The sequence below is a fragment of the Amycolatopsis sp. La24 genome (genome assembly GCF_029087445.1).
Classification (GTDB): Bacteria; Actinomycetota; Actinomycetes; order Mycobacteriales; family Pseudonocardiaceae; genus Amycolatopsis; species Amycolatopsis nivea.
The window spans coordinates 40,713-59,429 of record NZ_JARACH010000018.1; the positions used below are offsets into that span (position 1 = coordinate 40,713).

At 70.3% G+C, this 18,717-nt stretch carries 23 protein-coding genes; 7 read left to right on the forward strand and 16 right to left on the reverse strand.

Annotated features, from left to right (window positions below; translation table 11 throughout):
* Window positions 1-28: 28 nt before the first annotated feature.
* From rdgB to PUT80_RS18785, 6 genes are all read right to left on the reverse strand, one after another.
* Complete coding sequence (gene rdgB, locus PUT80_RS18760; RefSeq protein WP_043827854.1) at window positions 29-637, reverse strand: RdgB/HAM1 family non-canonical purine NTP pyrophosphatase; 609 nt, start codon at window positions 635-637, stop codon at window positions 29-31.
* A complete protein-coding gene (gene rph / locus PUT80_RS18765; protein ID WP_037815257.1) occupies window positions 634-1,410 on the reverse strand; it encodes a ribonuclease PH in 777 nt (258 codons plus the stop codon). Before rph ends, rdgB begins: the two co-directional genes overlap by 4 nt.
* Before the next feature lie 91 nt (window positions 1,411-1,501).
* On the reverse strand, window positions 1,502-2,269 hold the full coding sequence (locus tag PUT80_RS18770) for an MBL fold metallo-hydrolase (protein WP_037815259.1): 768 nt from the start codon (window positions 2,267-2,269) through the stop codon (window positions 1,502-1,504).
* A gap of 36 nt (window positions 2,270-2,305) precedes the next feature.
* Entirely contained in the window at window positions 2,306-3,106 is an 801-nt protein-coding gene (murI, locus tag PUT80_RS18775; protein ID WP_037815260.1) for a glutamate racemase, read from the reverse strand.
* On the reverse strand, window positions 3,103-3,780 hold the full coding sequence (locus PUT80_RS18780; protein WP_051729102.1) for a rhomboid family intramembrane serine protease: 678 nt from the start codon (window positions 3,778-3,780) through the stop codon (window positions 3,103-3,105). Before PUT80_RS18780 ends, murI begins: the two co-directional genes overlap by 4 nt.
* Before the next feature lie 212 nt (window positions 3,781-3,992).
* Window positions 3,993-5,315 (reverse strand): MFS transporter, encoded by a 1,323-nt coding sequence (locus PUT80_RS18785; protein WP_275292975.1) that lies wholly within the window; start codon window positions 5,313-5,315, stop codon window positions 3,993-3,995.
* A 22-nt stretch (window positions 5,316-5,337) separates the two neighbouring features.
* Here PUT80_RS18785 and PUT80_RS18790 point away from each other — a divergent pair, with 22 nt between their 5' ends.
* Entirely contained in the window at window positions 5,338-5,982 is a 645-nt protein-coding gene (locus PUT80_RS18790) for a TetR/AcrR family transcriptional regulator (protein ID WP_037815265.1), read from the forward strand.
* A gap of 36 nt (window positions 5,983-6,018) precedes the next feature.
* Here the strand turns inward: PUT80_RS18790 and PUT80_RS18795 are convergent, their stop codons facing one another.
* The 3 genes from PUT80_RS18795 to PUT80_RS18805 form a co-directional block, all read right to left on the reverse strand.
* Window positions 6,019-6,969: a cysteine synthase gene (locus PUT80_RS18795; RefSeq protein ID WP_037358507.1), complete on the reverse strand. Its 951-nt coding sequence runs from the start codon at window positions 6,967-6,969 to the stop codon at window positions 6,019-6,021.
* A 4-nt stretch (window positions 6,970-6,973) separates the two neighbouring features.
* The gene (locus PUT80_RS18800; protein ID WP_009082495.1) at window positions 6,974-7,252 is read right to left on the reverse strand and encodes a MoaD/ThiS family protein; all 279 of its coding nucleotides are present in this window, start codon (window positions 7,250-7,252) and stop codon (window positions 6,974-6,976) included.
* A 68-nt stretch (window positions 7,253-7,320) separates the two neighbouring features.
* Window positions 7,321-7,728: a M67 family metallopeptidase gene (locus PUT80_RS18805; protein ID WP_043827849.1), complete on the reverse strand. Its 408-nt coding sequence runs from the start codon at window positions 7,726-7,728 to the stop codon at window positions 7,321-7,323.
* A gap of 81 nt (window positions 7,729-7,809) precedes the next feature.
* Between PUT80_RS18805 and PUT80_RS18810 the strand changes: the two genes are divergently transcribed.
* Window positions 7,810-8,181: a hypothetical protein gene (locus PUT80_RS18810; protein ID WP_275292976.1), complete on the forward strand. Its 372-nt coding sequence runs from the start codon at window positions 7,810-7,812 to the stop codon at window positions 8,179-8,181.
* Here PUT80_RS18810 and PUT80_RS18815 read toward each other — a convergent pair.
* From PUT80_RS18815 to clpS, 3 genes are read right to left on the reverse strand one after another with little or no spacing between them, the layout of a single operon-like run.
* Window positions 8,165-9,217 (reverse strand): P1 family peptidase, encoded by a 1,053-nt coding sequence (locus PUT80_RS18815; RefSeq protein WP_275292977.1) that lies wholly within the window; start codon window positions 9,215-9,217, stop codon window positions 8,165-8,167. The two genes, PUT80_RS18810 and PUT80_RS18815, sit on opposite strands and share 17 nt — an antisense overlap.
* A complete protein-coding gene (locus tag PUT80_RS18820; RefSeq protein WP_037815272.1) occupies window positions 9,178-9,735 on the reverse strand; it encodes a DUF2017 domain-containing protein in 558 nt (185 codons plus the stop codon). Before PUT80_RS18820 ends, PUT80_RS18815 begins: the two co-directional genes overlap by 40 nt.
* Window positions 9,732-10,031 (reverse strand): ATP-dependent Clp protease adapter ClpS, encoded by a 300-nt coding sequence (gene clpS, locus PUT80_RS18825; protein WP_037718267.1) that lies wholly within the window; start codon window positions 10,029-10,031, stop codon window positions 9,732-9,734. Before clpS ends, PUT80_RS18820 begins: the two co-directional genes overlap by 4 nt.
* 74 nt (window positions 10,032-10,105) lie before the next feature.
* Here clpS and PUT80_RS18830 point away from each other — a divergent pair, with 74 nt between their 5' ends.
* Window positions 10,106-11,410 (forward strand): nicotinate phosphoribosyltransferase, encoded by a 1,305-nt coding sequence (locus tag PUT80_RS18830; protein ID WP_037815273.1) that lies wholly within the window; start codon window positions 10,106-10,108, stop codon window positions 11,408-11,410.
* Window positions 11,411-11,420: 10 nt separating this feature from the next.
* Entirely contained in the window at window positions 11,421-11,996 is a 576-nt protein-coding gene (locus PUT80_RS18835; protein WP_037815275.1) for an isochorismatase family protein, read from the forward strand.
* Between the two features lie 4 nt (window positions 11,997-12,000).
* On the opposite strand, the gene PUT80_RS18840 is transcribed toward PUT80_RS18835, so the two are convergent.
* Entirely contained in the window at window positions 12,001-12,657 is a 657-nt protein-coding gene (locus PUT80_RS18840) for a choice-of-anchor P family protein (RefSeq protein WP_275292978.1), read from the reverse strand.
* 187 nt (window positions 12,658-12,844) lie between these two features.
* On the opposite strand from PUT80_RS18840, the gene PUT80_RS18845 reads away from it, so the two are divergent.
* From PUT80_RS18845 to PUT80_RS18855, 3 genes are all read left to right on the forward strand, one after another.
* On the forward strand, window positions 12,845-13,435 hold the full coding sequence (locus PUT80_RS18845; protein ID WP_043827846.1) for a biotin transporter BioY: 591 nt from the start codon (window positions 12,845-12,847) through the stop codon (window positions 13,433-13,435).
* A gap of 91 nt (window positions 13,436-13,526) precedes the next feature.
* Entirely contained in the window at window positions 13,527-15,578 is a 2,052-nt protein-coding gene (locus tag PUT80_RS18850) for an ATP-dependent DNA helicase (RefSeq protein ID WP_275292979.1), read from the forward strand.
* A 57-nt stretch (window positions 15,579-15,635) separates the two neighbouring features.
* On the forward strand, window positions 15,636-15,968 hold the full coding sequence (locus PUT80_RS18855) for a hypothetical protein (protein ID WP_037815281.1): 333 nt from the start codon (window positions 15,636-15,638) through the stop codon (window positions 15,966-15,968).
* 267 nt (window positions 15,969-16,235) lie between these two features.
* Here PUT80_RS18855 and PUT80_RS18860 read toward each other — a convergent pair whose 3' ends face one another.
* From PUT80_RS18860 to serB, 3 genes are read right to left on the reverse strand one after another with little or no spacing between them, the layout of a single operon-like run.
* Window positions 16,236-16,640: an OsmC family protein gene (locus tag PUT80_RS18860; RefSeq protein WP_134667353.1), complete on the reverse strand. Its 405-nt coding sequence runs from the start codon at window positions 16,638-16,640 to the stop codon at window positions 16,236-16,238.
* Between the two features lie 51 nt (window positions 16,641-16,691).
* Window positions 16,692-17,465: a peptidyl-tRNA hydrolase gene (locus tag PUT80_RS18865; RefSeq protein ID WP_238604501.1), complete on the reverse strand. Its 774-nt coding sequence runs from the start codon at window positions 17,463-17,465 to the stop codon at window positions 16,692-16,694.
* The gene (gene serB, locus PUT80_RS18870) at window positions 17,462-18,691 is read right to left on the reverse strand and encodes a phosphoserine phosphatase SerB (protein WP_037815286.1); all 1,230 of its coding nucleotides are present in this window, start codon (window positions 18,689-18,691) and stop codon (window positions 17,462-17,464) included. Before serB ends, PUT80_RS18865 begins: the two co-directional genes overlap by 4 nt.
* Window positions 18,692-18,717 lie beyond the last annotated feature (26 nt).

Genomic DNA, 18,717 nt, shown 5'->3' on the forward strand with positions numbered 1-18,717 from the left:
CAGCGCGGCTCCGGGACGGACCCGGCGGTTATGCGTCGGCCAGTTTCCGCAAGGCCGGCAGAAGTGCGCGCAACGCTTTCCCGCGGTGCGAAACGGCGTCTTTTTCCGCCGGGGCCAGTTCCGCGCTGGTTTTCGTTTCGTTTTCCGGCACGAAGATCGGGTCATAGCCGAAACCGTTGGTTCCGCGCTTTTCCCTCGTCAGCGTGCCGCGCCAGTCGCCGCGGACGACGGTGGTCTCGCCGGACGGAAGGGCCAGTACGGCGGCGCAGACGAAGGCCGCGCCCCGGCGCTCGTCCGGGGTGTCGGTCAGCTGCGCCAGCACCAGGTTCAGGTTCGCTTCGTCGTCGCCGTGCTTGCCGGACCAGCGGGCCGACAGGACGCCCGGCATGCCGTTCAGCGCGTCGACGGTGAGGCCCGAGTCGTCCGCGATGGCGGGCAAGCCGGTGGCGGCTACCGCGTCGCGTGCTTTGGCCGCGGCGTTGCCTTCGAAGTCGGGAGCCGTTTCCGGGGCTTCCGGGAACTCCTCGACGTCGTTCAGGCCGAGCACCTCGATGCCCTGGATGCCTTCCGCCTCCAGGATCCGGCGCAGCTCGCCCAGTTTCTTCGCGTTCCGGGTGGCCAGCAGCAGCTTGGTCACTTCTGGCCCTTCTTCTTGTCCGGCCGCGGTTCCGGCAGCTCGCCCGGGTACGGCAGCGCCAGCGCTTCGTTCTGCAGCCGGGTCAGTTCCGCGCAGCCGCCCAGCGCCAGGTCGAGCATGGTGTCCAAAGTGGACCGCGCGAAGGTGGCTCCCTCGCCGGTGCCCTGCACCTCGATGAGGGTTCCGGCGTCGGTGGCGACCACGTTCATGTCGACCTCGGCGCGCGAGTCCTCCTCGTACGGCAGGTCGAGGCGCACCCGGCCGTCCACGACGCCGACGCTGACCGCCGCCACCGAAGACGACAGCGGCTGCGGGTCGTTGAGCCGGTTCGCCGCGCCCAGCCAGGTGATCGCGTCCGCGAGGGCCACGTACCCGCCGGTGACCGCGGCGGTGCGGGTGCCGCCGTCCGCCTGGATCACGTCGCAGTCGATGACGATCGTGTTCTCGCCGAGCGCGGCCAGGTCGATGCACGCGCGCAGGGAGCGGCCGATCAGCCGGGAGATCTCGTGCGTCCGCCCGCCGATCCGGCCCTTGACCGCTTCGCGGTCGCTGCGGGTGTTGGTCGCGGACGGGAGCATCGCGTACTCCGCGGTCACCCAGCCGAGACCGGACCCGGCCCGCCAGCGCGGCACGCCCTCGGTCACGCTCGCCGCGCACAGCACCCTGGTGTTGCCGAACTCGACGAGCACCGACCCGGCAGGCCACTTCTGGAACCCGCGGGTGAGCTTCACTTCGCGGAGCTGGTCGTCGTTCCTGCCATCTTTTCTCACCACGCAGCAGACGATACTGCGTGGCAACGCCACTCCGTTGAGGGTGGTGGAGGGGAGGAAGGCGGAGCTAGGACGTACGTCTGACACTTTCCGATCAGAGGTCGTAGATCGCGCCCTGCGTCACCAGCTCGGCGTCCGGGAACACCGCTCTGGCCTCGGCCAGAACCGCGTTCCGGTCCGTCCACGGCGCGACGTGAGTCAGCAGCAGACGGCCGACACCGGCGTCCTTGGCCAGTTCACCTGCCTCTTTCCCGGAGAGGTGCACGCCTTTCGGACGGTCGGCAGCATCGGTCCAGGACGCTTCCGAAAGCAGGACATCGACACCGTCGGCCAGTTCGCCGAGGCCACGGCACAGTCCGGTGTCGCCGGTGTACGCGAGAATGGTGCCGCCGTACGCGATGCGTAGGCCGAATGCAGGCGTCGGGTGATACACGGCGACAGCGGTCACGTCGAAGGGACCGATCTCGATCCGCTCTTCGCGCAGCTCGTGGAACTCGTATACGTCCGACAGATCCACGGCGGCTCGTTCAGCCGCGTCGGCTGCGTACGCGTGCGCGAGGCGCGAAGGCGCGTCTGCTGGGGCGTACAGCGGCAACCGTCGCGGCCGCGCGGGGTACGGCGGCGCGGGGTGGTAGCGGCGAAGCACGGTGAGGGAGTTGACGTCGGCGCAGTGGTCGGCGTGCAGGTGCGAAAGGACGAGCGCGTCCAGGTCGAACGGGTCCAGCACGGTCTGCAATTGGGCGAACGCGCCCGAGCCCAGCTCGAGACCGAGCCGGTAGCCCTCCGCCTCCAGGAGGTACCCGGACGCGGCGGCGTTCGGCCCGGGGATGCTGCCCGAACACCCGAGGATCGTCAGTCGCACCCCGTCACCCTAACTCCGCTCAGCAGCGCCGCAGCGTCACGCGCTGACCGGGTCCAGCGCACCCGGCGCGAAGCCCATGAACCGCTGCGCCAACCGGGCGAACGGCTCCGGCGAACCGGTGGCGAGGAACTCGTGCTTCGGCGGCTCGTCGCGTTCGGCGAGCAGGTCGAGTTCGGTCAGCACGCGGTAGAGGTCCTTGGCGGTTTCGTCGGCGCTCGAGACGAGCGTGACGTCCTGCCCCATCACGATCTGCAGCACGCCGGACAACAGCGGATAGTGCGTGCAGCCGAGGATGAGCGTGTCGACTTCGGCTTCGAGCAACGGCTGCAGATAACCCTGTGCCAGACCGAGGATCTGTCGGCCGGTAGTGATGCCGCGCTCCACGAAGTCCACGAAGCGCGGACAGGCGACGCTAGTGAGGCGTACGTCCGGCGCGGCCGCGAAGGCGTCGTCGTACGCCCTCGAACGCACAGTGCCCTCGGTGCCGATCAGACCGACGCGTCCGCTGTGCGTCGCGACTGCGGCACGGCGCGCGGCCGGAAGGACCACTTCGATGACAGGCACGTCGTAACGCTCGCGCGCGTCGCGAAGGCAAGCTGCAGACGCTGTGTTGCACGCGATCACCAATGCCTTCACACCGCTCTCGACCATGTCGTCGAGAGCAGCCAACGCGTACTCGCGAGCGGTGGCGATGGGCAGCGGGCCGTACGGGTTGCGCGCGGTGTCGCCGACGTAGCGCAGCTGTTCGGCAGGCAGCAGTTCGAGAATCGAGCGTGCGACGGTGAGCCCACCGACGCCGGAATCGAAAACACCGATGGGCGCGCCTGGAGAACTCACATCCCGAGGTTACCCGGGGCCGTCGGCTCGCTCTTCGGGGATTTGACGCGTTCCCCGCGTGAGGTCAGCCACGCGGCGAGAATGCCGGCGAGCGCGCCGAAGAGGTGGCCCTGCCAGGAGATGCCGGGGTTGCCGGGCAGCAGGCCCCAGAGCATCCCGCTCCAGATGCCGAGCAGCACGACGGCGACCGCGATCTGCGCGAGCGACCGGTGGAACAGGCCGCGCACCAGCAGGTACGCGAGCCAGCCGAAGGCGAGCCCGGACGCGCCCACGGTGTAGGCGCCCGACGGTCCGACCAGCCACACGCCGAGCCCGGAAACCAGCCAGATGATCGCGGTGACCACGGCGAACCGGCCGATGCCCGCCGCCATCGCGAGGAACGAGAAGACCAGCACCGGCACCGTGTTGGAGAACAGGTGGGACCAGCCCGCGTGCAGCAGCGGCGCCCAGAGGATGCCGTCGAGACTGGACGCCTCCCGCGACAGGATCCCGCCGTGGGTGAACTCGCCGGGGAGGATCACGTCGAGCAGTTCCACGAGGTACAGCACCGCCACGAACCCCAGCGCGACGAACGCCGCGGCCTTGGGATGGGGCGGCAGGATGCGCTTCGCGGCGTCGACCGGCTTGCCGCTGCCAGCAGCGGGCGGCGGCGACGTCGGCGGGAGGGGAGGCAGTGTGCTCACGACCTCAGGCTACGTCGGGGACGAGCGGACGGCCTCGGGAGAAATCCCTGAACTTGGGCTCCGGGTGACGTGGCCGTGAAGGACTCCTTGAGGGAATCTAAGTCCGTGAGGGGCCCCTTCACGGACTTGCCGCTTCCGGACCGTCCGTGAAGGGCCCCTTGAAGGAATCTGGTTCCCTCAAGGAGTCCTTCACGGACCGCCAGTCAGACCATTGCGGGCTTCCGCAGCAAGTTTCCGTAGGCCGCGGCGAACAAGGCGGAAAGCAGCGCGGCCACCGCAGCCACCCCGAAGCTCCATCCCGGACCGCCCGCCGACAGCACCACCGCGCCCACCGCTCCGGCGAGGCTGCTGCCCACCACCCGGACCAGCGCGTTGATCCCGCCCGCCGCGGCCGTCTTCGCGGGCTCGACGTGCTCGACCGCCATCGTGCCCAGCGCGGTGTAACCGAGCCCGATGCCCAGCCCCAGCACCGCTGCGACGGCATAGAGACCCAGCCCGTCCCCAGGCAGCAACGTCAGCCACAGAGCAGCCACCAGCACCACCGCCGAACCGCCTGCGACCAGGGCGGGCGCGCTGAACCGGCGCATCAACGCACCGGCCAGCACGGAAACCACGAGCATCAAGATCGTCGTCGGCAAGAGATAAAGCCCCACCTGCAACACCGACGCCCCGAGCATCCCCTGCGCGTACGCGGAAAGCGTCATGATCGTGGCGAACAAAGCGAAACCGAGCAGGAAAGACGCCACCGTCGCGCCGACCGTTTTTCGGTGCAGCAGCATCGGAATCTCAATCAACGGCGTCTTCGTGCGCCGCGCCGTCGCCACCCACACCGCCGCCAGCACCACGGCCGCGACCAGGAGCCCGACGGTCGCCCAGCCCCATTCGGAACCCTTGCTGATCGCCAGCAGCAGGCAGATCAGCCATCCCGACACCAGCACCGCGCCCAGCAGGTCCGGCGAACCGCTCCGGACCTCGGCCGTCCGGTCCTCCCGGACCGCCGCGACCAGCGCGAACGCCACCACGCCGAGTGCCGCCAGCACCCAGAACACCAGCCGGTGATCGCCGCCGGCGAGCCCGGCGAGGATCATCCCGCCGCCGCTGCCCGCGCCGATCGTCGCGCTCAGCACGCCGATCGCGGTCGGCAGCGATCGCGGCGGCAGCACGTTCCTGACCTGGCCGATCGCCAGCGGCAGCAACGGCGCGGCCGTCCCTTGCAGGATCCGGCCCACCACTAGCAGCGGCAACGATTCCGCGACCGCCCCCAGCACCGATCCCCCGACCAGCAACGCGAGCACGACCAGCGACATCGTGCGCCTGCCGTAGAGGTCGCCCAGCTGCGCGACCAGCGGAATCGCGACCGCGCCCGCCAGCAGCCCGGCAGTCAGCGCCCACGACACCGAACTCAGCGGCGCCCCCAGCTTGAGCTGCAGTTGCGGCAGCAACGGCACCACCACAGTCATCTGCAAAGTCCCGACCGCCACCGCGAACGCCAGCGCGGCGACCGTCCCCCAGTAGTTTTTGTACATGTATAAAAAGTAGCATGGCGGCATGCCAGCGCGCACCGGCCGACCGCCGAAGATCTCCAAGGCCGACATCGTGGCCGCCGCACACCGGGTCATCGACTCCGAGGGCGTCGACGCGCTGACCATGCGCCGCCTCGCCCGGGAGGTCGGCAGCACGGCGATGGCGCTCTATCACCACGTGCGCGACAAAGAGGGGCTGCTTCTTCTGCTGCTCGACGACTACGCGCACCGCGAAATGCCTCGGCCGGAGAACCTCCCCGAGGAACCGTGCGACCGGATCGTGGCGGTCGCGACGGCGATGCGGGACGGGCTGGCGAACTGCCCGTGGATCGTGGAAGTGCTGCGCTCCGACGACCTGCTGTCGGTCGGCGGGCTGTGGTATCCGGAGAAAATCGTTGCGGCGGCGGGAAAAGCCGGGCTGCCGATCGAGGCGGCGGTGGAGGTCTACCGAGCGGTGTGGCACTACACGCTCGGCGAGATCAGCTCACGCGCGGCCGCCGCGCGACGGCGCGATCAGGGCGGCGACACCTACCGCCAGCGAGTCTTCGCGGAACTGGACGCGACGGAATTCCCGGCGCTCGCCCAGATCGGGCCGCGCTGGGAAACCCTTACCGCACAAGACAATTACGAACGAGGCGTGCGCGCGCTCGTCAAGGGATTGCTGCCGTGAGGGGAACCCGCCCGGGCTCCCCTCACGAGCGCCAGGTCAGGCCCAGAGCTGACCGTCAAGCCGTTCTGCCGCTTCGTCCAGCGACCCGGAATACGCGCCGGTCGACAGGTACTTCCAGCCGGCGTCCGCGACCACGAAAGCCACGTCCGCCTTCTCGCCGCGGGCCGCGGCTTTCTCCGCGACCCCGAGCGCGGCGTGCAGCACCGCTCCGGTGGAGATCCCGGCGAAAATGCCCTCGTGCTCCAGCAGCTCCCGCGTCCGCCGGAGAGCGTCGTACGCCCCCACCGAATAGCGTCCGTTGAGCACACTTTCGTCGTACAGCTCCGGCACGAACCCCTCGTCGAGGTTGCGCAGGCCGTACACCAGCTCGCCGTACCGGGGCTCGGCCGCGATGACCTGGACGTCCGGCTTGTGCTCGTGCAGGTACCGGCCGACCCCGACCAGCGTCCCGGTCGTCCCGAGGCCGCCGACGAAATGCGTCAGCGTCGGCAGGTCCTTCAGCAGTTCCGGCCCGGTCCCGCGGTAGTGCGCGTCCGCGTTGGCCGGGTTGCCGTACTGGTAGAGCATCACCCAGTCGGGGTTCTGCTTCGCCAGCTCCTTGGCCCGCCGCACCGCCTCGTTCGAGCCGCCCGCGGCCGGCGAGAACACGATCCGCGCGCCGTACGCCTGCAGCAGCTGCTTGCGTTCGGCCGAGGTGTTCTCCGGCATCACGCAGACCAGGCCGTAGCCCTTGAGCTTCGCGGCCATGGCCAGCGAAATCCCGGTGTTGCCCGAGGTCGGCTCGAGGATCGTGGACCCGCGCCGCAGGATGCCGTCCCGCTCCGCCGCCTCGATCATGGCCAGCGCGGGCCGGTCCTTGATCGAGCCGGTCGGGTTGCGGTCCTCGAGCTTCGCCCACAGCCGCACCTCGTCGGTGGGCGACAGGCGGGGCAGGCCGACGAGCGGCGTGCCGCCGAGCGCGTCGAGGAGGGACTCGTAGCGGGTCATCGGCTCAGCGCGCGCCGCCCGCGACGGCGGGCAGGATGGTCAGGGTGTCGCCGTCCTTGACCTCGGCGTCGAGCCCGCCGGAGAAGCGCACGTCCTCGTCGTTGACGTAGACGTTGATGAAGCGGTGCAGCTTCTCCTCCTTGACCAGGCGCGCCTTCAGCCCGGCGTGCCGCGACTCGACGTCGTCGATGATCTCGAGGACAGTCTTGCCCGACGCCTCGACGGACTTCTCGCCGCCGGTGTGGGTGCGCAGGATGGTCGGGATGGACACGGTCACGGCCATGGTTTTCTACCTCCGGGTGGGTTCCTACACGCTGACGTATCGGACGCCGCGCTTTATTCCGCGAGAGTTCAGTCGAGGATCTCGACCGGCTCCTCGGTGATCTCGGCGTCCACGATCCGGTACGAGCGGAACTCGTGCGAATCGGGCTCTCTTGTCGAGACGAGCACGTAGTGCGCGTCGGGTTCGGCGGCGATGTTCGCGTCGGTGCGCGACGGATAGGCCTCGGTCGCGGTGTGCGAGTGGTAGATGACCACCGGGACCTCGTCGTTCGCGTCCATCTCGCGGTACAGCTTGAGCAGGTCGCCCGAGTCGAACTCGTAGAACGTCGGCGAGCGGGCCGCGTTCAGCATCGGGATGAACCGCTCGGGGCGGTCCGAGCCGGCAGGACCGGCCACCACCCCGCACGCTTCGTCGGGGTGGTCACGGCGGGCGTGGGCGACGATCTCGTCGACGAGTTCACGGCGGATCCGGAGCACACGGACATCTTAGTTCGTGGACCGAACGAGTCCACACTGTGAGAGCTACCGCTCATCCGCAGGTCAGGGCACAATAACGGGATGCCGGTGTCGTCGAAGATCCGCGAACGCTGCCGTGGCCTGCTGGCCGAAGGGGACGTCGTCCAGTACGTGTTCCCCGCCACATCGCTGATGGTTTCGATGATGGCCGCGCACCGGAACTTCGTCGTCGTGGTCACCGACCGGCACGTCACGGTGCTCGCCTGCAGCACTTTCCGCCGGTGGAGGCCGGTTTCGGTGTGGGCGCACTTGCCGCGCTCGACCGAACTGGGCCCGGTGGGCCTGCATCCCTCGCTCGGGCCAACGGTGTCGTTCGGCGGCCTCGTGCTGGAGATCGACGAGGAGTACGTGGCCACCGTGCGCGCCGCCGACCTCGAGCGGAGCGAGGACGCGCTCCCTAAGGACCCGTTCTGACCGTCAGCGCCTCCGGCCACACATCCCGATAAGCCGGGATGCCGGCCGCGGAAGTCGCCGCCAGCAGTCCGTGCACCATCGCCCGCGCGAACACCCGCGCCGCCGCCGAACAGAGGGCGTCCAGCGCGCCCGCTCGCGCCGCCACGGCAAACGACCCGGGCTCCCCCGGCAACTGCTGCGCGCCCGTCGCCAGCGCGAACACGGTGTCGCCGTCGAACATCGAGTGCGCCGGACGCACCGCGCGCGCCAATCCGTCCTGCGCGGCGACCGTCAACCGGCGTGCTTCCGCCTTCGTCAGCGCCGCATCGCAAGCCACCACACCGATCGTGGTGTTCAGATCGGTCCGCTGCCCCGGCACCTCGCCGGGCCGATCCGGCCAGCGGACGCCGAACTCGCCGTCCACCTCGTGATCAGCGGCAAAAGCCCGCCCCGTCGCGAAATCCACGGCCTGGCCCGCCGCGTTCACCGCGGCGATCGCGCCGACCGTCATGTCGCCGACGACCTCGCTCGCCGTCCCGATACCGCCCTTGAGCGAACCGACGACGGCACCGGAGCCCGCGCCGACAGTGCCCATCGCGAACGTCTCTCCGGCGGCTTCGCAAGCGGCGTAACCGAAATCGGCGTCCGGCCGATTGCCCCACGCGCTGCGCGGCAGGTCAAACAGCACCGCCGCGGGCACGATCGGCACCACCTCATACGGCTGCGCGCCAACGGGAAACCCGTAGTTCCGCTCGGAAAGCCACCGCATCACGCCGTCCGCCGCAGCGAGCCCGTAAGCGCTTCCGCCGGACAGGCAAACCGCATTCACCTGCTGCACCAGGTTTTCCGGCTCCAGCAGGTTGGTTTCGCGAGTGCCGGGCGCGCCGCCGCGCTGGTCGACCGCGCCGGTCGCCCCGTCCGGCACGAGCACGACAGTGGTTCCGCTCGCCCAGCCTTCGCCGAGCCGTTCGTGATGGCCTACGAGAACGCCGGGAACGTCGGTGATTTTCCCGCCGGTCAGGCGGTCAGCGCTTGGATCAGCGTCTCCTGCACCCATGTCAGCCAATGGTAGACGCCGAGGTGGGGTGCGCGGGGGTCGTCTTCCGGCAGCTCGTCCGGCATGTCCTCGGTGACGTCGAGCGCCGTGCCCAGCGCCAGCCGGACGTCGTTCAGCGCGCCGAGCCAGGCGTCGGCCTGCTCGAAGCTCAGCTTCACCGAACCGCCGTCGCGCGGGAGCGTGTCCAGCACGATCTTCGCGACGCCGACCTTCTTCTCCAGCAGCTCCGGTTCGTGCAGCGACCGCATCGCCGCCGCCGAATCGAGGTCCTCGCGGCTCGGGTTGTCCGGGTCGAGCCGGTGGAAGTCCGGCAGCAGCCGCGACAGCACCGGGTCGTCCGGCGATTCGGCGGGTCCGGTGCGGATCCCGGTCAGCTCGGCCAGTTCGTCCTGCGGGGCCTCCTCGGCCCGTGCGGTGAGCATGTCCTCGAGCTGCCCGACCAGGCCACGCAGCACCGCGGCCTCCTGCTGTTCGAACCCGGCGAGGATGGCGTCCCCCTTGCGCCGCCAGGCCTTCACGAGGGCTGTTCCATGGTCGCCCACAGGCCCGCCGCGTGCAGCTTCGCCACGTCGGTCTCCACCTTCTCCTTCGAACCGGACGACACGATCGCCCTGCCCTTGTTGTGCACGTCGAGCATCAGCTTCGTGGCGTGGTCCCGGCTGTAGCCGAACAGCTTCTGGAAGACGTACGTCACGTACGACATCAGGTTGACCGGATCGTTCCAGACGATCGTCCGCCAGGGCTGGTCGGATTCGGCCAGCTCGGCCCCGAGTGGATCGACCTGCGTCTGTTCGGATGCGACAGGCGTGGACATGCACACCATGGTGTCACGGGGCCATCCCGGTACGCCGCGCCAGGTCCGTCCATGTGAGTGAATAGGCTGCTCCCATGGGTTCCCCCGAGCCGGTCACCAGCGCCAGCACGGCGCTGCTCACCGACCATTACGAGCTGACCATGCTGGCGAGCGCGCTCGCGGACGGGACGGCCGACCGGCCGTGCGTGTTCGAGGTCTTCGCGCGCAGGCTTCCCGACGGCCGCCGCTACGGCGTCGTCGCGGGCACCGCGCGCGTGCTCGACGCGATCGCCGACTTCCGGTTCACCGACGCCGAACTGGCCATGCTGGAGCAGACCGCGGTCGTCGACCCGGAAACGCTGGCGTGGCTGGCCGACTACGAGTTCCGCGGCGACATCGACGGCTACCGCGAAGGCGACCTGTACTTCCCCGGTTCGCCGATCCTCACCGTGACCGGCAGTTTCGCCGAAGCGGTGGTGCTGGAGACGGTGGTGCTGTCGATCCTCAACCACGACAGCGCGATCGCTTCGGCGGCGGCACGGATGTCCGGCGCGGCGCACGGCAGGCCGATCATCGAGATGGGCGGACGGCGCACGCACGAGTACGCCGCGGTCGCCGCCGCGCGCGCCTCCTACCTGGCCGGATTCGCCACCACGTCGAACCTCGAGGCGGGCCGCCGCTACGGGATCCCGACCCGCGGCACCGTCGCGCACGCCTTCATGCTGCTGCACGACAGCGAGGAAGCCGCGTTCCGCGCCCAGGTCAGCAAAATGGGTCCGGACACCACGCTTCTGGTGGACACCTACGACATCACCGCGGGCATCGAGGCGGCCGTGCGCGTCGCCGGCCCGGAGCTGGGCGCGATCCGGATCGACTCCGGCGACGTCGGCCCGCTCGCCCGCAAGGCCCGCGACCAGCTCGACTCGCTCGGCGCGAAGGACACCCGGATCGTGGTGTCCGGCGACCTCGACGAGCACGCGATCGCGGCGCTGCGCGCGGAGCCGGTGGACGCGTACGGCGTCGGCACCTCGGTGGTCACCGGATCCGGCGCGCCGACCGCCGGGATGGTGTACAAGCTGGTCGAGGTCGACGGCCGGCCGGTCGCGAAACGCAGTGCGCACAAGGAATCCCGCGGCGGGCGCAAGCACGCGCTGCGCCGCCACCGCAGCACCGGGACCGCGGTCGAGGAAGTGGTCTGGACCGCCGCGAGCGGCCGCCCGGAACCCGGCGAGAACGATCTCGACCTGCAGATTCCTCTGGTGCGAGATGGCGCGCCGGTGGAGGATCTGCCCACACTGGACGACGCGCGGGCCCGGTTGCGGCGCGCGCAGGTGAGCCTGCCGTGGGAGGGCCTCAAGCTCTCGCACGGCGAGCCCGCGATACCGACGACTTTTCTGTAGGGAGCCGACCATGGGAACCGCGCTGATCGTGGTGGATGTGCAGAACGACTTCTGCGAGGGAGGCTCGCTCGGCCTGCCGGGCGGGGCGGCTGCCGCGGCGGCCATCTCGCAGAAGATGGCCGAGGGCGGCTACACGCACATCGTCGCCACCCGCGACCACCACATCGACCCGGGCGACCACTTCAGCGACACGCCCGACTTCAACACCAGCTGGCCGCCGCACTGCGTCGCGGGCACGGCGGGCGCGTCGTTCCACTCGGCGCTGGATGTCGTGCCGGTCGAGGCGGTGTTCTCGAAGGGCGAGTACACCGCCGCGTACTCCGGTTTCGAGGGCAAGTCCGGCGACGGCAAGACGCTCGAGGAATGGCTGCGCGCGCACGAGGTGACCGACGTCGACGTCGTCGGCATCGCGACGGACTTCTGCGTGCGCGCCACCGCCCTCGACGCCGCGGGCGCGGGGTTCAACGTGCAGGTGCTGCTGGACCTGACCGTCGGCGGCTCGCAGCCGACGGTGGACGCGACGCTGAAGGACTTCGACGAGGCGGGGGTGCGCTACACCGGCACTCCCGCCCTGCCGCCCGCCTGATCGGTTATTGCTGGGGCGCGCCGCCCTTGCCGTACGGGTTGCACGCCGCGGTGCCGAGGTAGATGTCCCCGCTCGCCGGACCGCCTTGCGGGAACAGCTTCACGTGCACCGCGTGCGTGACCAGGCTGCCGTCGGCGGGCTGCGGCGTCACGGTCTCGTTCAGCGTGATCGTGGCCAGCGCCGTGCCCGCCGCGCCGCCGGGGATCGTGACGCGGTAGTTCGCCGGGATCGACGACGGCACGGTGAAGCCGGAGACCTCGCCGATCGACATCGAACCGGTGCTGCCCGAATCCGTCGTGGTGGCGCAGCCGACCGAGTACGTGCGGACCTTCAGCTCCGGCCCGCCGTACCGGGTGAGCAGGTCGGATTCGAACCGCTGCCCGCCGGTCTGCACGTCCGCGACCGGGCCCTTCCGTTCGCAGGTGGTGCCGCCGAAGCCGAACACCGCGACGTCGCCGGCCGCGCCGCCGGGAGTGCGCGCGGAGGCCGGTCCGTCGGCGTCGCACCGGGCCAGTTCGCCGGTGACGACGTGTTCGTGGTCCACCAGCACGTCGAGGCTGCCCGCCGAGCCCCAGCCGGTGGAGGTCGGCGGACCGGCGTGCGCCACCGCCGGAGCCGTCGCTAGGAAAACCCCGGTGACCAGCAGGATCCGTCCGCGCATTCGCCCTGTCTCCCTTCGCCCGTGCTTCGACATCGGCAGCGCGGCAGGGGTCCCAAACGTCGACGGTCGCAGCTCACCCGGACGTGTGACGGAAGACAGGGGTGGTGAGGAACGCAACTTGTCTCGTTCCGCCGCCTCGCTCGACGATAACCTGCCCGGACGTCCGTTTTCCGTGGTTGGAGGTCCCGTGTCGTCACTGTCTCTCCCGGCCCGCCGTCAGGTGCTGGCCGACCTCGTGCCCGGCACCCTGGTGCGCGACCTGGCGCTGGTCGCCGGCGGCGCCGTGCTCACCGGCGCGGCCGCGCAGCTGGTCATCCCGCTTCCGGGCACGCCGGTGCCGATGACCGGCCAGACCTTCGCCGCGCTGCTCGTCGGCGCGACGCTCGGCATGCGCCGCGGTGCGGCTTCGATGCTGCTGTACTTGCTCGTCGGCGCGGCTGGCGTGCCGTGGTTCCAAGGCGGGACCTCCGGGCTGTCCGGGGCCTCGGCGGGCTACATCGTCGGCTTCGTGTTCGCCGGTGCGCTCGTGGGCGCGCTCGCCCGCCGCGGCGGCGACCGCACCCCGCTGCGCATGGCGGGGACCATGGTGCTCGGCAATGTCGCGATCTACGCCTTCGGCGTGCCGTGGCTGATGGCCGTCACCGGCTTCGATCTCGCCACCGCTTTCGACAAGGGCGTCACGCCGTTTCTCATCGGTGACGTGCTGAAGACCGTGGTCGCGGCCGGCGTGCTGCCGCTCGCGTGGACCGCGGTTTCGCGCTTCCGCAAGGAAGACTGAGCCGGATTTCCGGGAGCTTCGATCCGGCGCGAGGGGTCCGTTCGCGCCGGATCGAAGATCCTGTCGGACCTGGCGGCTATCGTGTCTCGCTGTGCCCGCCCGAACCGATTTCCCCGGCGTCCTCGAACTCCTCACCCACGCGGTGGAGTCCGTCGGCGGCGCTGAACGCCCCGGCCAGGTGAAGATGGCCGATGCCGTCGGCCACGCCATCCGCACCGGCGAACACCTCGCCGTGCAAGCGGGAACGGGCACCGGCAAATCGCTGGCGTACCTCGTGCCCGCGATCCGGCACGCGGTGGAGAAAGACACCACCGTCGTCGTCTCCACGGCCACCATCGCGTTGCAGCGCCAGCTGGTCGACCGCGATCTCCCGCGCCTGGCGAAGGCGCTCAAGAAGCCGCTCGGGCGCGAACCGACTTTCGCGATCCTCAAGGGCCGCCGCAACTACCTGTGCCTGCACCGGCTCGACACCGGCCCGGCCGACGAACCCGAGGACGCGCAGCTGTTCGACCCGTTCGCGGTGTCCCGGCTGGGCAAGGAAGTCACGCGGCTGCACGAGTGGACGTCGGACACCGAAACCGGCGACCGCGACGAACTGGTGCCCGGCGTCTCCGACCAGGCATGGCGGCAGGTTTCCGTCACCGCAAGGGAATGTCTCGGCGCCGCGAAGTGCCCGGTCGGCACCGATTGCTTCGCCGAACGCGCGCGAGCCGAAGCGGGTCGTGCCGATGTCGTGGTCACCAACCACGCGCTGCTGGCCATCGACGCGTTGCAGGGCTACCAGGTGCTGCCGGACCACGACCTGGTGATCATCGACGAGGCGCACGACCTGGTCGACCGGGTCACCTCGGTCGCCACCGGCGAACTCACCAGCGCCATGGTGTCGGCCGCCGCGCGGCGCTGCGGAAAGCTGATGGACGCGGGCATCGCGGACCGGCTGCTGGAGTCGTCCGACGGCCTCGCGCTGATCCTCGACGACATCCCGGCCGGAAGGCTCGACGCGCTGCCCCGCCCGTTGCAGGGCGCGATCCCGGCGGTCCGCGACGCGGCGAAGGAATGCCTCACCGCGCTGGGCTCGGATCGCAAGGAAGACGTCGGCGAGGCCACCGCGCGCAAGCTGGCGCGTTCGCTGCTCGAAGAAGTGCACGACACCGCGGTCCGGCTGCTCGACGCGTACGACGAGGATCTGGCGCACCAACGCGACGTCGTCTGGCTGACAGGCGACAAGTATTCGGCGAACCCGCGTCCGCCGGCGTTGAAGGTCGCACCGCTGGGCGTCGCGGGGTTGTTGCGGGAGCGCGTGTTCAACCAGCACACCACCGTGCTGACCTCGGCGACGCTCACCCTCGGCGGCGAATTCGACACAATGGCACGGCAATGGGGCCTCCCGCCGAGCGGCCCGCGTGTGGTGAAGTCGCCGGGCACGGCCACCGACAAGGAAGCCCCGTCGGACAAGGACTCCGGCCCGAAGTGGACCGGACTGGACGTCGGCTCGCCGTTCGACCACCGCCGCAACGGCATCCTCTACCTCGCCAAGCACCTGCCGCCGCCGGGGAGGGACGGACTCGCCGAGTCCACAATGGACGAACTGGCCGGACTGGTCGAAGCCGCGGGCGGCCGTACGCTGGGCCTGTTCTCCTCGATGCGCGCGGCGAAACAGGCCGCGGAGGCCATGCGGGAACGGCTCGACCACCCGATCCTCTGCCAGGGCGACGACGCCACGCCGTTGCTGGTGCGGCAATTCGCCGAAGACGCGCGCACCTGCCTGTTCGGCACGCTCACGCTGTGGCAGGGCGTGGACGTGCCAGGGCCGTCGCTGCAGCTCGTGGTGGTGGACCGGATCCCGTTCCCCCGTCCGGACGATCCGGTGTCCTCCGCACGCCAGCGCGCGGTGGAAGCCCGAGGCGGCAACGGATTCCTCACCGTCGCCGCGACGCACGCCGCGTTGCTGCTGGCACAGGGCACCGGACGGCTGCACCGCTCGGTCACCGACCGCGGCGTAGTGGCCGTACTGGATTCCCGGCTGGCCACCGCCCGCTACGGCGGTTTCCTGCGCGCGTCGCTGCCGCCGTTCTGGCCGACAACAGATCCGCAGGTCGCACGCGACGCACTGAAGCGCCTCGACGCGGCCGCGCCCGCCTGACCGAGCGAACCGGACAGGCGGGTACGGTGAGTGGAACGAACACGACAGGGAGCACCGTTGACCCAGGATTCGTCCAGCGCCCAATCCCGGACCGTCAGTGTTGACGACACCGGGGTCCGGCGCCGGCTCGCCGATGGCAGCGAAGAAGCTGTGACGTGGTCGGACCTGCAATCCGTCATGGTGAGAGTCATCCCGGACGGCCCCTGGAACGAAGACGTCTTCTTCATGCTGGTCGGCAACGACGGCAAGGGCACCGCGGTCCCGAGCGGCGACCCGGCCGCGGACGCCCTCATCGAACGCCTGCAGACCTTGCCCGGCTTCGACAACGAGAAGTTCATCGAGGCGATGACCACGGACGCCGACCAGGCGTACGTGGTGTGGCAAAGCTGAGCCGGATCAGCTCGACGCCGGGTTGCTTTTGCTGAAAGCGACCCGGCAGGGAAGCCTTGCTGGGCAAGGGTTGGCGCTCCGCGGGTTTCGGTTTCAGCGGCTCTGCTGTGGCCGGCAGGAGCGGCTCGGCAGGCATGACCTTCCGCGCCGCTCCACCGCAGACCTTCGTCGGCCGCTTGACTGCGCGACTCACGAACCGCCCGTCGCAGCCTGACATCCTTGCCACGAAGCGCCCACTAGCGCGATTCGACGGCCCACCGCTGAGACTCAGGCAGTCGGGAAAGTCTCCGTCACCGGAATCGCCTTCTTCAGCGTCCGGCTCACCGTGCACAGCCGCTCGATCGCCCGGTCCACCGCGCCCGCCAGCGCCTCCCGCTGGGTTTCGTCCAGCGCCGACACGTCGACGTCGAACGCGACGTGCACCGCGTCCAGTTCCGAAGCTCCCTCGCGCCGGTCGGCGGTCACGGAGACCCGGAACTTCGAGTCCTCGCCCACCCGCCGCGTGATCAGCTGTTCCGCCGTCACCGCGGAGCAGCCCGCCGCCGCGATCTGCAGCAGTTCCGCCGGGGAGAACGCGCCCTCCGCGCCGGCCCGGCCCAGTCGTACTTCCGCGCCGCGCTCGTTGCGGCCTACGAAACTGTGCGTGCCTTCGCGCTGTACTTCCAAGGTCATCCGAGACGCCTTTCCACCCGTCGGGTCACTGCATTGGCGCAACCGCGCGGGTCACGCCGATGTTCCGGGCTGCTGCGCCAGCACGGTGATCGTGCCGGGATCGACCTCGGTGAATCCCGCGTCGCGGACGGCGATGACGCGGTTGTCCCGCCAGCCCGCCTCCGGGTCCTCGACCGGGCACAGCTCCTTCCACCGGGCCGGGCTGGGCGTGCGGACCGCGACCCGGTAGTCCTTCGCCGCCCAGGCCGCCAGTTCGTCGTCCGGCAGCAGTGCCGCGAGGATCATCGTGGCGTGCCCGACCTGCGCGGACGCCTTGCCGACGGTCATCGGGACGTCCGGGTTCAGCATCACCAACGGGACGTCCGCCGGGGCTGGGCCGGGCGTGTCGGCGGGCAGTTCGCTGCCGGAGATCTGCAGTCGCGAGACCTCTTTCGGGGCCTCCCTGACCAGCCCGGGCACGAGCGCCCGCGCCTGCGCGCCGTCCACCTCGATCGTGATTCCCGGCTGGTCGAGCACCGCCTGCCAGTGCGCGCCACGAGCCCGGCGCGCGACCTTCCGGATGCGGTTGTCGAGCCACGCGTGCACCGGCTCGGCCCATTCGCCGCCGGGCTGGACGCGGTCGTCCAGGCACACCGCCAGCGCCGCCGCGGCCGCCGCTTCGAGCAGCGCGGTGCGGCCGGGCGGTTCGGCGCGTTCGATCCGCAGGATGATCGGCATCGCGCGGACCTCGTCCGGGTTCTCGTCGGACGTGTCCGAGGTGTCCTCGGCGGGCAGCCCGAGCCACGAGGCGTACCGGGCGCGCAGCGGTTCGAGCAGCGGGTTCACGGGCGGGCCAGTTCGAGTCCGTCGGCCGCGTCCGCCGCCTCGACCTCGGCGCGCGTGACGCCGAGGACGAACAGCACCGCGTCGAGATACGGGTGCGAGAGCGCGGTGTCGGCGACCTCGCGCAGCGCGGGCTTAGCGTTGAACGCGACGCCCATGCCGGCCGCGGCCAGCATGTCGATGTCGTTGGCTCCGTCTCCGACCGCGACGCACGCGCCCAGCGGAATCCCGTACTCCCCAGCGAACCGGCGCAGCGCGGTCGCCTTGCCCGCCCGGTCCACGATGTCGCCGACCACGCGGCCGGTGAGCTTTCCGTCGACGACCTCCAGCTCGTTGGCCGCCGCGAAGTCGAGGCCGAGGTCGTCCACGAGATGGTCGATGACCTGGGTAAACCCGCCGGAGACGACGCCGCAGCGGAAGCCCATGCGCTTGAGCGTGCGCACGGTCGTGCGGGCCCCCGGGGTCAGCTCGAGTTTCGCCGCGACCTCGTCCATCACGCTGGCGGGCAGCCCGGCGAGCAGCGAAACGCGCCGCTCCAGCGACTCGGCGAAGTTCAGCTCGCCGCGCATCGCGGCCTCGGTGATCTCGCGGACCTGCTCCTCGACCCCGGCGTACGCGCCGAGCATCTCGATGACCTCGCCCTGCACGAGCGTGGAGTCGACGTCGAAGACCACCAGCCGCTTCGCCCGGCGCGTGATGCCCGCGCGCTCGACGGCGACGTCAATGTTGGCCTCGGACGCCGCGTCGGCCAGCATGGACCGCAGTTCGGCGTCCGTTTCCTCGGTGTCTTCGCGCACCGAGACGTACAGCTCGAGCCCGGTCACCGGGTAGTCGGCGACGCTGCGGATCGAGTCGATGTTCGCCCCGACGCCCGCCAGCCGCCGCGCGATTTCGGAGAACGCCCGCGCGGTCACCGGACGCCCGAGCAGGACGAGCACGTGCGACGAATCGCGCCGGCCGAGCGCGAACGGGTCCGCGCCGATCGCGTCGCCGATCCGGACCTCGACCTCCATGCCGACGGTCGCCATCGCCTGCTCGACGGACTCCTGGAGCCCCTCCGGGTCGCGGTAGACGCCGGCGAGCACGCCGAGCACGAGCTGCCCGCGGATGACCACCTGCTCGATGTCGAGCACGTCCACGTCGTGCCGGGTGAGCACGGCGAACAGCACGGACGAGACCCCGGGCTTGTCCGGACCGGTCGTGGTGATGAGGACGGGAGTCTGGCTCACTGGTTCGGTATCCCTCGTTCGTCTCG

Excerpts from the sequence above, each read along its gene's own strand:
- PUT80_RS18785 (WP_275292975.1), bottom strand. The coding sequence starts at position 5,315 with ATGTACAAAAACTACTGGGGGACGGTCGCCGCGCTGGCGTTCGCGGTG.
- PUT80_RS18790 (WP_037815265.1), top strand. The coding sequence starts at position 5,338 with ATGCCAGCGCGCACCGGCCGACCGCCGAAGATCTCCAAGGCCGACATC.
- PUT80_RS18795 (WP_037358507.1), bottom strand. The coding sequence starts at position 6,969 with ATGACCCGCTACGAGTCCCTCCTCGACGCGCTCGGCGGCACGCCGCTC.
- PUT80_RS18800 (WP_009082495.1), bottom strand. The coding sequence starts at position 7,252 with ATGGCCGTGACCGTGTCCATCCCGACCATCCTGCGCACCCACACCGGC.
- PUT80_RS18810 (WP_275292976.1), top strand. The coding sequence starts at position 7,810 with ATGCCGGTGTCGTCGAAGATCCGCGAACGCTGCCGTGGCCTGCTGGCC.
- PUT80_RS18815 (WP_275292977.1), bottom strand. The coding sequence starts at position 9,217 with ATGGGTGCAGGAGACGCTGATCCAAGCGCTGACCGCCTGACCGGCGGG.
- clpS (WP_037718267.1), bottom strand. The coding sequence starts at position 10,031 with ATGTCCACGCCTGTCGCATCCGAACAGACGCAGGTCGATCCACTCGGG.
- PUT80_RS18830 (WP_037815273.1), top strand. The coding sequence starts at position 10,106 with ATGGGTTCCCCCGAGCCGGTCACCAGCGCCAGCACGGCGCTGCTCACC.
- PUT80_RS18835 (WP_037815275.1), top strand. The coding sequence starts at position 11,421 with ATGGGAACCGCGCTGATCGTGGTGGATGTGCAGAACGACTTCTGCGAG.
- PUT80_RS18840 (WP_275292978.1), bottom strand. The coding sequence starts at position 12,657 with ATGCGCGGACGGATCCTGCTGGTCACCGGGGTTTTCCTAGCGACGGCT.
- PUT80_RS18860 (WP_134667353.1), bottom strand. The coding sequence starts at position 16,640 with ATGACCTTGGAAGTACAGCGCGAAGGCACGCACAGTTTCGTAGGCCGC.